Raw genomic sequence first — 15,426 nt, 5'->3', positions numbered from 1 at the left:
TTCCCTTCATCCTAGAATTTGTAGCAATGTCTGTTGATAATGCTGCCAAAGCGGTGCTGCAGTATCTATCCCCTCGGCAATAGCCCTTGACAGCAAACGCTCACCATTCCGGCAATAGTAATTCACCGTCTCCCGCCAAGTCTCTGCAGGCCAATCTTTTTTTGCCAGCTGCAGCAATTCATGCCATTCCAGCTGGTGCATGACGAGCGCTTCGAGCGGCGGCTCCTTTTCCTCAGGCCAGGCATAGCACTCGGTTATCACGCCGACCAGCTGCGTATTGCCAGCCGTCAGCAGGATCTTCCACGCCGTAAATGGCAGGAAATATCCTTCCGGCGGTAAAAACGCCTGCCGCAGCCAGCCACACGCATCCAGTAAACGACGGGCCATCAAAGACCCCGTCAGGCCGCCGGCCGGATATTTGCCGATTTCGACCAGCCGCTGCCAGAAAGCCGCACATCGTACGATCTGCGTATTGTCAATCGGATGAATCGTAATATACGGAAGCTCATTGCGATAGTCCTCCGGCCCGTCCGATACCAGCAGGCTGATGGGAAGATTCTGCTCCGCGATACCTGCTACCATGCGCAGCATGAAATTGTCCGCCATTTCTGTTCCTGGCAGATGCCAATGGATAAAATCGCCTTTGGCATTTGACGAAAGCTGCGTGAACACATCCTCAGCGGGTGAGTCCGTCAAAACCTGCCAGGAAAGTTTCTCCGGCAGATGCCGCCTGCAGCATTGCTGGATTTTCACCAAATCGTCACTATTTGCCTGCTTCACGCAGGGGATCAATATCTGCAGACAGGGATAATCCTGACGCGCCGTCTGCTGAAGGCGCGAGCGAAATTCCTCCAGATTCCCCTGATAAGGGACGATTGTGGTGACCCATATCTTACTCGCCAGTATCTGCTGTTCCTTCAAGCGTTCTGCCAGCAAGACGCTTGCCTGCATCAAATTGGCCTGCGGGTCAGGCGTGACCTGCTGACTGTAGCGCAATTTCTGCGGCTGCACCAGAGGCCGTAAATCCACCATGTTAGCCCGTTTTAAAAATTCGGAGGGATGGATTTCCTCCCGCTTCATCAGCCGCTGATGAAAGAGGCGGTAACCGCCGCCGCCGACAGCCGCCAGCGAATATTTTGACACGAGATTTGGCCAGCTGACGGCAATCTTGGTTTGAAACTGCTCCGAACTGCGCCAATAGAAATGCGCGAGTTCCAGCGTCTGGCAGTCCAGCATATCCATGCCAAACATCTGTCCGTCCTTTACATAGTACAGATAATGGTTGCCCTGTACCAATTGGAGCTTATGGTCTAATACTGCTTTGGCCCCAATGATGCATTTATTTCCCGTATCACGGTAAATGTCCCCGAGTACCGGCCGTGACAGCATGAACTCCTCACGCCGCACCTCGGGCTGATAGGGACTATACCGCCGCCAAGGCAGCTTATAGATACAGCTGCTGTCCAGTTCCTCCAAGTATTCCCGCACGCTTTTCCCGGCCTTGGTGCCTACCAGAAACTCATCCGCATCGAGCGGAATGACAAGATCGGCCCCATGTTGATTTATCGCCTCATACAAGAGCTCCGTCGTCATTTCTGCCTGTGCATACTCGACCCGCCGGGAGGTATGTACGGTAAGCGGCAGCCCTTCCTGCTGCAAAGATCGCAGAATTTCTGCCGTCTTATCCGAACTCTGATGGTCGATGAGCAGGAGTTCATCGGCAAAGCTAAGCGTATGGCGCACAAAACTCTCGATAATATCCATCTCATTTTTGACCATGCCGATGGCTGCGATATGATGGTGCTTTATCTCAGCGGGAGCCGGTTCTGCATACTGAGCCTTTGCCTCCCACTGCTGCCAGCGAATTTCCTCAATCTGCTGGCAAAGCTGCTCAGCAGCCACTGTCTTGGACTGGGCGATAAGCGGCTGCAGGCTTTCCATCAGCCACGGCAGGAACTCCTGCCCTTCCCCCACCTGCAAAGCCCGGTAAAGAGCCTCGTCAAGCACCTGCTCCAGCGTTTCCAGAGCCGCCAGTGCATCCGGCTGCGACAAACGCTGCTGACGGCAGCAGCGCCAGATGTATTGCAGCTCCTCGCCACAGCCAACCCACACTTTATCGCCGACAGGATAACGCTCAAGCCAAGTCAAGAGCAAAATTGTCATTTCCGTATAGCGATGCTGGCGCAAAGCCCCCCAAAGCCTTGCCATATCCATATATTGACGCTTCTGCCAATAGGTCTCTAAATCTGCCCGCCGGCGGCTCTTGCCATCTATACAGGCAGATCCCGTAAGTTCATGGCCGCAAGCTTCAATCTTCCGCTGCCAAAACGCCACATGACTTTCATTCCAGCCATGGCAGCCAAAAGGCTGCAGCGTCCCCGCCTCGATTCGCCGGTAACACCGCTGTACCTCTTCCTGTACAGCAAACTGCAAAGCAACAGCAATCGGCGCACACTGAAAATCAAAATCCGACTGCACGCCGCACCAGCCCCAGAAAGCATCCTCTACCTGCAAAAAGATATCCTGAAAAATCCGCTGCCGTTCCTCAGGCAGCTGCTCCCAGCGACGCAATGCCTGACGTGCCGCCGTAATTTTCCGCAGCGACAGGCCGCCATTGCCCACGCGTGCACCAATGGCATGCCAAGTGGGATTCGATGGGGCAATCGGCGCACCGATATAGTCATAGCCCAAATCACAGAACTCCTGCAGCCGGTCGGAAAAGACAAACGCATCGAGCTGATAAATCAGAAGATAATCGTAGGCGGCAAACCGCATATAATATTTTTCGGTAAGAAGCAGCTGGCTATAACTGGTTATGCTTGTAAAATAATGGTTAGGAAAGCGCTCCACAGCAATGCCGTCTTCCAAACCTTCATAATCAAACTCCAGTGATTCTGGCGCCACAAAGACGCACGGATAATGGCCCAAGATTCGCTTTAGCTGCTGCAACGATACCTTTTCAGTTATGCTTAAAGTCTCCCGATAAATGGGGATTGTAATCACTACGCTCATGTTCTGCCTCTTCCCTGATTTTCCATCCACTGCCGGTAAATAATGGTTTCTGATTCATATGTCTCCATCTGTTTCGAATCAATCATTCCATGCCATTGCGGAAATTTTTCGTATTGGCCGCTTTTTGCAAAATATCCTGCCTGCCGGCCGGGGTAAGCAAATGGCGGACAAGACGTTGCAAAGCCAGCTGACCACGGTCAGGCGTATCGCGGCTTACTACCCAGCCGCAATCAGCCCGCTGTACCCGAAGTGCCTGCGCCCCCCAATTCATCGTAATGACCGGATAGCCGGATAGAATTGCCTCACTTGCCGTATAGCAGTAGGTTTCTGGAAAGGCACTCGGGATAAGCACGGCTGCCGTCTGCTGCTGAACTAACAGCCCGGACACGTTTTCGCAGTCGTATTTGCCCGTAAAGAGTATTCCCTCGCGATCACCGTCGATATCCTGAATATCTTCACCCATAACCACCAGCTTTACCGGCAGACCGCGCCGTTTGAGCCAGCTGTTAAGCTGAAAAAGATAGCGCGCACCTTTTTGTGCACATAAATTCCCCAAAAAAGTCAACGTAAGCTCCGGCGTATGCGCAAATTGCGGCTGAAATGTCTGCTCGATATTGCGCTGCAATTTATGCGGACGGCTCGTAATCTTCACTTCGGGATAGAATTGGTTCACCACCTGAGCCGCATAGGCAGAGGGCGCGATCACCTCAGCTGCCCCTGCCAAAAACTCCCGGAAATTCCGCCGGAAAAGGTCCAAGTCCAAATTGGGTACAGAAAGAGCTTTTAACATTCCCTGACAATACGGCTGGCTACGGTAGTTTTGGCAATAGGCAGCCTGACAGTCCAGCGACCAGTTCGGACAGATGCACAGATAGTCGTGTACATAGAAGGTATACGGAATGCCAAGTTTCCTTATGCTTGCCATAGTCTCAAACAAAGAAAAGCCGAACAAATGATTGACCGTTATCTGCGTGATATGATGCCGATGCACAAAGGTCTGCCATTCGGCAAGGCTTCGGGGCGCATTGCTTGGGCGCATAACAATCTGTTTCGCCGCGGATTCCTGTTGCAGATAATCCTGCAGAAACACCTCGGTTCCTCCGCCGCATTCGTGGGATAGAATGAGTTCTGTCTCTTCCCGGCTGGCTCCAACCCCCATAGCCGCCCGCACCTGCTGACAGAAAACGGCTGGCTCCTGCATGATTTTCTGCCGATAGGCCGCATAACGGTCTGCTTCCTGCTCGTAGTTTGACAGCAACTCACGGATTTTCGCCACGATACGCGGAATATTTTCCTCCGTGTCTTCGAATTTCAAATCCTCATCTATGGGAATATCCACTTCATTGGCCGCCGCGCCGCGTCTGCCGGTAATCAGGCAGCAGCCGGCCATAACGGCCTCGCGCGGAATCCTGTCCTTACCCGGATGATTGCCAAAATCCACATAGACTTTGGCTGTATGCAAAAATTCTTCCACTTGCTCCGGCGTCATATCCTGCACGGGGCGCCAGGAAATATCTGGCGCATATTCCATGAGTTTGCGCGTAAAATCCAGGCCCTTCCGGGGATTGAAGGCAACAACATCCTGCCGGTTTTCTTTCGTTACAGTTTCATTGCGCAGCAAAAAGGCCTCGTCAAGATAATCCCCAACAGGCAGTATCTTTTCCGCTGGTACACCATTTAGCCGCAAGAACCGCTGCGCGTACTCAGACTGCACCCAATGGGTAAGGCCGGCATCATTCAACGCCCAGACATTTGGCAACGGCTCCGTATCAAACGCCTTAGCCTGTTCTTCATAATACTGCAGGAACTCATTGGTCAGCTTCCACCAATTATCGACGCTGAGCCACCACAACACCCGCTGGATTTTCAGCGATTGCGGCACAAAGCCGCACAAGGTCTCAGGGATAATCAGAACATTATCCGGACAGTCATCGATAGCATCGGTATACGGCAAATTATATTTTTTATAGCCAGGATGAACCTTCTTCTCTGCTGTAAGCGGCCAATAATACATAGCGGCATCCACACCATCAGCCAACAGACGCGCTCCAAGCTGATGCAGCAGCGTCGGCCCGCCTGAATAGGCATATGCAGGACACATGATATAGACTTTACTGGTTTCCGTCAAATTCATACTTCTACCGCAGCCTCCCTGCTCATTTCTGCAGCAGGAAATCCAGCAGCAGAAGATCCGTCTGTGGCATTCTGGCTGCAAATGCCAACGCTTTGTCGGTCTTGCCCATGCGCTTAGCCAGCACGGCCAGATTGCGGATGACATTTGCATCCTTTCCATCGATAGTAAGCGCCGCTTCTAAAAGCTTAGCTGCCGCCGCATATTCTCCCGCCGTAAAATGGCCTCCGGCAAACGCCTGCAGCAAACGAACCTTATCGCTGAGTGACGCGTCTTTCCCCAGTACCGCCTGAATTTCCGCCTCGACGGATTCTCCCCCCTGCGATGCTTCCGGTTCTGAAGCCGGCGCTTCCACGGCCGGGATTTCCGGCGCTGCAGCAGGAGCCACCGGTTCATCCTGTACAGCCGGCGCAGCGGGAACTGGGAACGGCGCTGCCTTTGCAGCCGGTGCTGCCGTCGGCGTCAGGCCCAGGAATGACGCTACATGCGGGAACTCGGCCTTTAGGTGGTCCGCCTCATTGCGGCCGTAATACTCAAGGATGTCTTCCATATCCTCACGCTGCTCCTGCGTGAGCTGGCCTTCACCGTGCTCAAGGACGAAATCGAAAATCGCCAGACTGTCATCGGTGCGATCCTCCAAGATGCAGATACGCGCGAGCAGAATACGTGCTGCCAAATGACCTGGTGCAAAGTTCAATACATTTTCCACCATGCTTGCCGAACGCTCATAATCACCAATCATGAAGTAGCTGTATGCACCTGCATAGAGCATCTCCGGATCATAGTCGCCAGCCTGCACGAGCTCAGCCAGCTTGTTGATGACATCGCTATATTTCTCTTCGGCAAACAGCGTGTTTAGTTCTTCACGCAGTTTCTGTACCGTAGCCGACTGCATCTCCTGTTCTTTCTTCTTCTTGTTTTTATTCAGTTTACGGTTTGCTCTGCCCATGGTGATATCTCCCTTCGATCTCCACAATTCATGCTTTCCCCAAAGGGGAATGCTTTATTATATATTCGGCGTAACGCCGGCTGCTTCCTGCTTTTGCCGCCACTTGGCCCAGATGGTGCGGTACATGTCCTCGACGGCCTGCACATAAGCGGGACCGTCCATCAAAGGCGAATGCTGCATCATGACAGGAATCTGCTGATGCAGAGCGGTTAGCAGCGCTTTGTCCCCGGCCAGCGCCACGGCTTTGGCGACATACTCTTCGCGCGTCGCACAGGCCAGATCCCCAAGGCCAATATTCTGCAGAATGCCGTAGCTGAACCGCTCGCCATGCCGCCGCCCATAACGCGCGATGACCGGCACGCCCATATAAAGCGCTTCACAGGTCGTACCGCCCCCTGTATAAGGATACGTATCGAGCAGGATATCCACATCGAGATAGCGCGCAAGATAATCGCCTGTCGCATCCTCGAGGATATATTCCTCCGGTTTAAACCCTATCCGGTTAAGCTGACGGCCGATTATTTTTAACGCATTCGTTTTATGGCTCGAATTCTTGATAAGGATACGGCTGCCCGGAACCTGCCGGATAATCTGCAGCCAATCCTCCAATATTGCCGTATTGATTTTGAGAAAATTATTGAAACTGCCAAAGAGTATCGGCTCATGCAGCTTGTATTCTTTTTTCACATTGAGCACCCGCGCCGACGGCGTATAGCAGAAATGCGAATGTGGCAGCCGCCAGATTTCCTCGCGAAAATCCTCATCATGCATCCCCGGCGGATCGCAGTACGGATCACCGAGGAAATAGTCCACAGCGGACGAGCCCGAGGTGTTCATATAGCCGATGCCCGCCGCCTGCACCGGCGCCGGGCGATAGCACATGACCGCCATCGTCCGGCCGCCCGAAGCATGCACATCAAAGTCAAACAGGATATCGATTTCATCTTCATAGATAGCCTGCGCTACCTGACTATATTCTGCATTGCGTGGATAACGCCGCATCACGGCAATATGCTGCTCGATATCATCGCTGAGCAGATCCCGGCCCTCATGCAGCTGGTAACAATAAACATCAAACGCTTCGCGATTATACGCCAGCAGTAGCTGTATCGTAAAGTAACTGACTACATTATCGGTAAACTCGCCGGCGATATAGCCGATACGCAATTTATCATGACGATGGCGCTCCAGACTATGCTCATACTGCCCCACGGCCTGCGTAAACTGGTCATAAGCAAAGTGCATCTGCCGCATCTCCGTATCCGTCACCTCTGGATAATAATGCAGCATAAAGAGATAATCGCTGAATTCCAACTGCTGGATGCGGAAAGGCTGGCCTTCGCTGTGCTGCAGGGCCGCCCAGGAATACTCCCGGCATTTCTGTTTGTCAAACAGCTTATAGTAACACTGGCTGTAGTATTGCAGGACGCGCCATTCCTCGTCGGAGGCATATCCCTCTTGCTGCACCAGTCGGTTCAGCCGGTCGAGGGCCTGTTGGGGCGCCTCCTGTTTCAATAGATCCAGCACGGCCCCATAGCGGCTGTCCAAATCTCCCAAATTCATGTCCTTCCCACCTTTTCCAGCATCTGCCGATAGGCCGCCTCAACCTCGGCCACATAACGCCGCGTATCCATCAGCGGCGATTGCAGGAGCATCTGCCGTAAATTTCGGTGCAGGGCCTGCAAAAGTTCCTTATCCTGCGCCAGCGATACCGCCCGCACGATGTATTCTTCCGGCGTCTTGACCGCGAGTTCCCCAAGCCCCGCATTTTGCAGCAGCGTAAGGCCAAAGCGCGTGTCCCGCCGCTTGCCGTAGAGCGATATCACGGGAACGCCCATATAGAGCGCATCGCAGGTCGTGCCGCCCCCCGGATAAGGGTATGTATCCAGCGCGATATCGACTGCGAGATAACGCTGCATATAATCCATCTCTGCCGGTTCCAGCGTAATCCTGTCCACATCAAGCCCCAGTTTCCGCAGCCGTTCCTGTACCATAAGCTGCGCCGCCGGTTCGCCAAAGAGTTCGCTTTTCAAAAGCAGCCGGCTGTCCGGCACCCGCGCCATGATGTCCCGCCACAAGAGCAGCATCTCATCGGTGATCTTCAGATAGCGGTTAAAGACACCAAACGTGATATAACCATTCGTCTGGCAGGGTGCCTCTTGCGAAGCTGGCAAATCACTGCGTCCCGTATAGCAGAACTGGCTCGTAAGCTTCACCGGCTGTTCGTAATACTCTTGCCACTCCTTCTGAGAGGTTTCGGAATCCGTCCAGCCGTCGGTCAGAAAATAATCCACCGCCGAAAGCCCCGTCTGGTGCGTATAGCCAAGTCCCGATACCTGCACGGGCGCCGGCCTCCAGGCGAGGATTGGCAGCCCCGAGTCAGCACTATGGCCGCCCAGATCGACGAGAATATCGATTTTATCCTGCCGGATGCGCTGCGCCGCCTCTTCATAGGAACGGGCAGAAAGATCCACAAAATGCTCCACAACATCCTTGACCATTTGGGTGTAATGATCCTGCACCGGACTGAGGCTGTAGGCATAAAATTCAAAACGGTCTGCGTCATGGGCGCCGAGCAGCTGATAATAGAAATAGAACATCACATGCCGGCGGAAATCCGGCGACAGATAGCCGACGCGAATCTTGCGTCCCTGCGGCCGCCTGCCAAGCGGCTGGGGATGCACGGGTGCAAACAGATCGTCATAGCCGCGATGCGCCTTGCCGTATTCCTCTTCTCCAAGCGGCAGGTTATGCTGGGCGAGCAGCCAGGAACTGTACATATGACAGCGATCTTTGAAATCTACTGCCAGCTCGGCGGCCTGCCGGTAAAGTGCCGCCGCCTCCTGCGCGCGGCCGGTCTGCAGCGCACAATTGGCCCAAATGGCCAAAAGGCTTGTCATGAAGTCCGGCGTGACCTTTCCCGCCTGCCGCGTGAGTTCCCCGGCCGCCCGTTTGGCGGCTTTATAGCCCGCCCAATAATGCTTCTGCCGCATTTCCACTGCCGCGAGCAGCCGCCACAGTTCGACATTGTGTGCCGCATCCTGCTGCGCCGCCTGACGCAGCCACCAGCTGGCCCTCGCATCATCGTGCAGGGCTTCATAGGCCATAGCCCCGGCCGTCCATGCCTTGGCCGACTGATCAGGAAACCGCGCCGTCATCCGGCCGGCAAGGTCCACCACCTTGGCAAAATCCTTCCGTTCCTGGGCCTGAACCAATTCTTTTTCTTCCCTGCACTGGCAATCCCAGCGCTCGCCCGCGGAACAATCCCGTTCCAGCCAATCCAAATGAACGCGCGTAAAGGCCTGTTCGACCTCGCCCATATAATCCGCCGCCTGCATGACCGGCGACGCCAAAAGCTGCTGCCGTATCGTCTGATGATAGCAGCGCAGCCGCTCTTTGTCGTTGGCCAGTGCCACGGCCTTTTCCACGTATTCCTCCGGTGAGAACGCACATAGCTCGGAAAGCCCCGCATTCATAAGCAGGCTGTAGCCAAAGCGCGCATTATGGCGCTCCCCAACCAGCGTGATAACCGGCACGCCCATATAGAGGGCATCGCAGGTCGTGCCGCCCCCCGGATACGGGTAGGTATCCAGCGCAATATCCATCTCGTTATAGGCCTGCAGGTATTTTGCCTCCTGCTCGCCAAGAATCAACCGCTCCACCGGAATCCCCGACTGCCGGATGCGCGCCAGAGCCAATTTCCGGCCATACGAATTATTGAAGATGGCCGCCTTCAAGAACAAGCGGCTCCCGGGGACAGCCACGAGAATCTTTGCCCATAGCCCGAGCATATCATCGGTCACCTTCGAAAAGTTATTGAAACTGCCAAAGGTCACATGGCCCTTCTTCTGGAATGGCGCAGGCGCAGGCTGCTGCGGATTGTCATGCCACATAAAGCAGAAATGGCTGTGGGGCAGACGGATGAGCTTCTCCACAAAATACGCATCATTTTCCGGCGGGTCCGTATAATGGTCCGCCAGAAAATAATCGATGGCCGGCAGGCCAGTCGTATCGAAATAACCGATGCCCGATACCTGCACAGGTACCGGCTTATAGGCCATTGTCTGCAAAAAGCCCCATGCCGTATGGCCCGTGAGGTCCACGAGGATATCGAGCTTATCCTTATAGACGATCTCTGCTACCTTCTCATCGGTCAGGCCTCTTACATTCCGCCAATGATCGACCATCGCCGCAAATTCCCGGCTGGCATTGTCCTCTTCACAGTTGGTATAGCAAAAGACCTCAAACCGGCGCTTATCATAGTCATGCAAAAACGCATAGCTGAAAAACGCCACGACATGGAAATGCAGATCAGGGGAAATATAGCCGAGCCGAATCTTGGAGCTGCTGCTGCGCCGCTTATCATGACGGTACTGCGGAATCCCTGACAGCAGCTGCCCGTATCGTTCGGCGGCCTGCCGCATAAACGACTGTGGCTTGTCGAGATAGTGCAGATTGAACAGGTAATTGCTGTATTCCGCAGCCTTGCCATGCTCCAGATCCTTATACTTGGCCGACTCCAGATAGTGACCGGCCGCCTCCTGCCCCCGCGCCGTCTGACGATAAAGAGTCGCCAGAATGCTGTGTACAGCGCCGCGATACCAGCCCGCAAGGGTTTCATCCGCCAGCGCTTCTTTAAACTGCGTCTCCGCCGTCTCCCAATCGCCATTCATAAAGGCGACGCGGCCTAAGTAGAAACGGCTGACGCCATCAAGCGGGAATCTCTGCTGGTATTCTACTCCCGCACTCTTAGCCCGTGCTGCATCATTGCCATCGATATAGGCCGCCAGTATCGCCTGAAACATCGTTCGGTCCGTTGCACCTGCCTGCCGCAGCGCATCCGCCGTCTCAATGGCCTTGTTCCACTGCCGCGCATCCATCCGCCTGGTCAGCAAGAGATATAGCTGTTTTTTCTCCCGGTATGTCATCGCTCTCCCCTTTCTCTCTGTCGCTCCGCCACCTTATGGCCGCCTGCAGAATCTTTCCGCGCTTGGCCGGCAGCAGGGTCTCCGTCGCCTGATCTCTCGCCAGCGCCAACAGCCGGTATAAGAACCGCAGCTGCCTGTCTGCCAGCTCTGCGGCGCCGTCCGGACGGCCGCCGGCCAGACAGCCCAAAACCTGCCGTTTATCCTCTCCAGCCTGCCCGGCATAGTATACATAGACCAGCCCACCATTTTGCCGGGACAGATGCTGCGCCAAAAACGCCGCATCGGTCTTCTTATCATAAATCGCATTAAGCACCTCGATGATATCAGCCGCGTCGATCCGCTGCTGCTGCAAAAAATGGAAAAACGACAGGAAGAGACCGCTATGATAGCGGTTTTGCTGCAAGCCCTGCCAATAGTATTCCTGCGCCGCCTGCGCATCAAGCTGCTTTTCCGCCAGCTCCCCGAGCCGCCAGTAAACCGAAGGCAAAAGGCGCACCGCGTTATCCATGACGCCTGCCACCGTGTCCTTGGCGTAAGCCTCCCGCAGCCGCAGGCCAGCCTGCAAATCCTCTTCCGCCTGAAGATACTGCCGCTGTTCAAACCGGCACAGGCCGCGCATAAACGGGAACTCAGCCAGCCCCGGACATTCCCGGATTGCTTCCGTCAGGCACCTGTCCGTCTCCGCCGCCGGATGCTGCGCATACATGCAGCTGCTGGCCCAGGTCTCGTAGGCGCGCCCCTTGAGCTCCGGCGGCAGATTCCCGTGGGCCAGCAGCTTTTTGGCGTACAGGATGGCCTTATCATAATCCTGCAGACCATACCAGATATCCATAAAATAACGGTCATCCATCGGTTCCTGCCGGCCGTTATTGGCCGCAATCCGCTCCTGCAGGAGACGCAGATCGCGCCGCAGCTTGGCCTGCACGATATGCGTGGAATAACCCGTATGATAAATCTCGATCTCATTGGCGAGTTCCAGCGGACGCCCCTCCGTAATCGTCAGCACTTCATGAATCCTGCCCTCATAGCGCAGATTTTTCCGGTTGCGGAAGATGCGCAGCTGAACCAACGTGGTCATGACGCGGTTGCCATCGTCAACATCGATATTGACCAGACGGCAAAGCACCCCCTCGATCCTGAGGTTCGGCTCTAGCCGCATCAGGAGCGGCCGCACCTTCGCCTGCGCTGCCGGCGTGAAGTATTCATCCGCATCGAGGAACAAGATCCAATTGCCCTTGGCCTGCTCTAAGGCAAAGTTCTTCGCCGCCGAAAAATCATTGCACCAGTCGAACAGATAGACATCCGCCCCGGCCTCCCTGGCCATCGCCGCGGTCCTGTCGGTGCTGCCCGTATCGACGACAATCATCTCATCGGCCACATGTTTCATCGACTCCAGCCAGCGCCCGATGTTTTCCTCTTCGTTTTTGGCAATCACACATGCCGATATGCTGATTTTCATGCCTGTTCCTCCCGGCATTGCAGCCATTTCTGATAGGCCGGCAGATCCGGCTCCGTGCAGCCGGCATCAGCGGCTCTTTCCAGACACTCCTGCGCCGCGGCAAATTCTTCCAGATAGTAGAGGCAGATGCCGGTATGATACCAGAACGCCGCCCCATCTCCGACCGAATCGGCCGGGACGCCCGCCCAAAGCGAATAGGCCGCCTGCCATTTCCGCCGGCGGGTAAGCGCTGTCGCCACCTCCTGCACTTGTTCCCAGGAAAAGTCAAACGCCAACCCTGCATACTCTTCATACGGCCCGTCGCCGACGAATCCCTGCATAGCCGAAAGCCCCGTCATATATCCGGAAAAATCTTCTGGCAAAAGCTGCTCCTGCCAGCCATAAAGCCGCGCAATCACGCGCTCCAGCGGCGCGGGCAGCATGGCCGCCCATTGGCGGCAGTCAACAGACTGCAGCTGCCGCTTATCTGCGGGCAGGCTGACCAGTGCCGCAAACAATTCCTGAATATAAAGGCCGGCTTCGAGCTGTGCCTTTTCACCAGCCTGCGGCAGCTGTCCATTTTCCATAAGTTCCAGCAAATGCTGCTGATTGACCGGAAGTTCAGCGGCCAAAAGCCGGACGATGCGGCCATAACCGAACCGCACAGCCCAATCCGCCAGAAATTTGCGGGCCTGCTGCTGATCCGGGAAAAAGGGCAGGACTTGATTCAGCCAGTCAGCCGGCGTCTGCCCCCCGCCCTCATAAAGACGCGCCAACGTCTCTTCGTGATAGGGATTGAGGCGAAGCGCCTGCTGATAGCACGCTGCTGCCCTTGCTGCATCCTGCCGCATAGAACAAAGCCCTAACGCCGAATATACATCGGGCAAAAGCCCGCTTACGGCATTCGAGCCAGCCGATAAATCCGATACCGATGCCCTCCGGATAAACTGCTCAAGCAATGAACCTGCCTCTTCATATCGGGCCAGTTCCGTCTTTATGATCCCCTGCCATCCGAGAAGTTCCACATCGTTTATACCAGCGGCCTGTGCCTTGTCAATAACCGCCAGCTGCTCCTCGGAACTTTTGTCCAGCGCCCGCAGGCAGTGGAGCCACAGACGGTATAGCTCCCCATCGCCAGCCACTGTCTCAACGCCGGCCGCAATGGCCCGGCGGGTATACGCAATGGCCAGCTCATATTCGTGCAGCCCATAGAGACAGTCCGCCAGATAGCGATAATGCAGAGGCTTTTCCCCCTGCTCCTGCATCTCCTGCACGATGAGCCGCAGATTCCGCGTGAGTTTCTGCTGGATGCGTCCGGCCGAATAGCCGATATGGCGCACGGCCAGAGATTCGATATACCCTTGCCGAATCTCCCCCTGCCCGGCATAAAGCGCCTCATGGACAGCCCCCCGATAACGCCATGAAAGATGCGGGCGCCAAATCCTCAGCGCCCGGAACCGCTGGATTTCCCGTCCGCAGGCATCCGCATCCACATTGACAACCGGCACCTGCACGCCCTCTGTCCCGGGATGATTCCGCTGCAGGAATGCTAGGCAGCCGCGCACGCGCTCCGGCGCATAAAACGTCTCATCCGCATCGAGGAACACCACCCAGTCGCAGTCAGCGCTGACCTTATCCAAAGCAAAATTCCGCGCGGCGGCAAAATCATTCCGCCAGGAAAAGGCAAACACTTTGGCGCCGGCCTGCGCGGCCATAGCAGCTGTATCATCGGTCGAGCCGGTATCCACAAAGATGATCTCATCGCTGAATACAGCCGCCTGCTTCAGCCAATCCCTCAATTCCGCCGCTTCATTTTTAGCAATGATGCAGGCCGAAATCCGAAGCTCCCCGGCTTTTTGGCAAAGCTCCGACCATTCGGCAAGTTTTGCCTGTGCAAGGCCGCGCATCGCTTCATCAAACTCCCGCGGCTCCAAACTCACAGCCGGATAATCTTTATCGCATTGCAGCGCCTTCTCCATCGCACGGATTGCCGCCGCATAGTCGTAAACCTCTGCCTGACAGGCGGCAAACTCCGCCCAGAACTCCGGCAGTTCCGGGAAATCCTCCACTGCCTTTTGCGCCAGCTGCCTCCGTTCCTCAGCGCGCCCCTGCTCAGCCAGTGCCGCCAGCAGCAAACGATACGAACGGCTGGCAAAAGCCACCGTCCGCCGCCCCTGGGCGATGTCGAGCCGCGCATAATGTTCCATCTGCGCCATATCCCCCACGCCCCGGCATGCCTCTGCCAAATACATATAGAGCCGTCCCGGATGATCCGTTTCCGCCAGCTCCTGCCGCAAAATGCGCAGATTCCGTTCCGCCTTGCTTTTGTTGACCGCCGCTTCATAGCCCGTATGATATAAGATCAGTTCCTTCGGGTCCGCCACGGCCAGATCTTCGATCACATTCCCGTCCGCGCGCAGCTCCTCATGAATGCGCCCCTGATAGCGAAGATTTTCCTGACGCTTAAACGCGCGCAGGACAAAAATTTCACCGAGAATATCCGCCTCGTCCTTATCGATATCATAACGCTTCATGAGCAGTGCCGCATGCGTCTGGTTTCGTTCCAGAACCCGGCGCAGATTACGGCAGGATTCCGCCGCCACGTATTCATCCGCATCCATAAACAGGATATAATCGCCCGCCGCCAGTCCGATGGCGTAGTTGCGCGCTGCCGAAAAATCATCCCGCCATTCATAATCATAAACCTTCGCCCCATACGACGCAGCAATCACCTTTGTTTTATCCTGCGAGCCAGTATCCACAACAACAATCTCATCCGCGGCAGCCTTGATGGACGCCAGCGATTTTTCTATATTCTTTTCTTCATTTTTCGTGATATAGCAAACCGATAAGTTCATAGCTGCGCCTCCACATCCCACTGCGAAAAAAGCATACACGTAATTATTTATTCGTCAGCCACACAAAAAACCCTCTCCCGAAGGAGAGGGTTTTGAGTAACCTGATAGTT

At 55.2% G+C, this 15,426-nt stretch carries 7 protein-coding genes; all 7 read right to left on the bottom strand.

Annotated elements, in window-relative coordinates; genetic code table 11:
• Window positions 1-6: 6 nt before the first annotated feature.
• The 7 genes from FYJ78_RS07435 to FYJ78_RS07405 all read right to left on the bottom strand — a co-directional run bounded on the left by FYJ78_RS07435 (window position 7) and on the right by FYJ78_RS07405 (window position 15,316).
• Window positions 7-3,012 (bottom strand): DUF5672 family protein, encoded by a 3,006-nt coding sequence (locus FYJ78_RS07435; protein WP_154620780.1) that lies wholly within the window; start codon window positions 3,010-3,012, stop codon window positions 7-9.
• Window positions 3,013-3,094: 82 nt separating this feature from the next.
• Window positions 3,095-5,146, bottom strand: a complete 2,052-nt coding sequence (locus FYJ78_RS07430) for a glycosyltransferase (protein WP_195847910.1) — start codon at window positions 5,144-5,146, stop codon at window positions 3,095-3,097.
• Between the two features lie 22 nt (window positions 5,147-5,168).
• Window positions 5,169-6,092: a tetratricopeptide repeat protein gene (locus tag FYJ78_RS07425; RefSeq protein WP_154620778.1), complete on the bottom strand. Its 924-nt coding sequence runs from the start codon at window positions 6,090-6,092 to the stop codon at window positions 5,169-5,171.
• Window positions 6,093-6,149: 57 nt separating this feature from the next.
• Complete coding sequence (locus tag FYJ78_RS07420) at window positions 6,150-7,655, bottom strand: O-linked N-acetylglucosamine transferase, SPINDLY family protein (protein ID WP_154620777.1); 1,506 nt, start codon at window positions 7,653-7,655, stop codon at window positions 6,150-6,152.
• Complete coding sequence (locus tag FYJ78_RS07415; protein ID WP_195847909.1) at window positions 7,652-10,987, bottom strand: tetratricopeptide repeat protein; 3,336 nt, start codon at window positions 10,985-10,987, stop codon at window positions 7,652-7,654. The genes FYJ78_RS07420 and FYJ78_RS07415 overlap by 4 nt, the downstream gene beginning before the upstream one ends.
• A complete protein-coding gene (locus tag FYJ78_RS07410) occupies window positions 10,941-12,479 on the bottom strand; it encodes a glycosyltransferase family 2 protein (RefSeq protein WP_195847908.1) in 1,539 nt (512 codons plus the stop codon). The genes FYJ78_RS07415 and FYJ78_RS07410 overlap by 47 nt, the downstream gene beginning before the upstream one ends.
• Window positions 12,476-15,316 carry a glycosyltransferase family 2 protein gene (locus FYJ78_RS07405; protein WP_154620774.1) on the bottom strand — a complete coding sequence of 947 codons (2,841 nt, stop codon included), beginning with the start codon at window positions 15,314-15,316 and terminating at the stop codon, window positions 12,476-12,478. The genes FYJ78_RS07410 and FYJ78_RS07405 overlap by 4 nt, the downstream gene beginning before the upstream one ends.
• Between the last annotated feature and the right edge of the window lie 110 nt (window positions 15,317-15,426).

Source organism: Wylensekiella montiformis (genome assembly GCF_009697385.1).
Classification (GTDB): domain Bacteria; phylum Bacillota; class Negativicutes; order Selenomonadales; family Selenomonadaceae; genus Selenomonas_A; species Selenomonas_A montiformis.
This window is presented reverse-complemented; position numbering and strand designations above follow the sequence as displayed.

What these genes read in the sequence shown, in the direction of transcription:
- FYJ78_RS07435 (WP_154620780.1), bottom strand. Translation starts at nt 3,012, where the DNA reads ATGAGCGTAGTGATTACAATCCCCATTTATCGGGAGACTTTAAGCATA.
- FYJ78_RS07430 (WP_195847910.1), bottom strand. Translation starts at nt 5,146, where the DNA reads ATGAATTTGACGGAAACCAGTAAAGTCTATATCATGTGTCCTGCATAT.
- FYJ78_RS07425 (WP_154620778.1), bottom strand. Translation starts at nt 6,092, where the DNA reads ATGGGCAGAGCAAACCGTAAACTGAATAAAAACAAGAAGAAGAAAGAA.
- FYJ78_RS07420 (WP_154620777.1), bottom strand. Translation starts at nt 7,655, where the DNA reads ATGAATTTGGGAGATTTGGACAGCCGCTATGGGGCCGTGCTGGATCTA.
- FYJ78_RS07410 (WP_195847908.1), bottom strand. Translation starts at nt 12,479, where the DNA reads ATGAAAATCAGCATATCGGCATGTGTGATTGCCAAAAACGAAGAGGAA.
- FYJ78_RS07405 (WP_154620774.1), bottom strand. Translation starts at nt 15,316, where the DNA reads ATGAACTTATCGGTTTGCTATATCACGAAAAATGAAGAAAAGAATATA.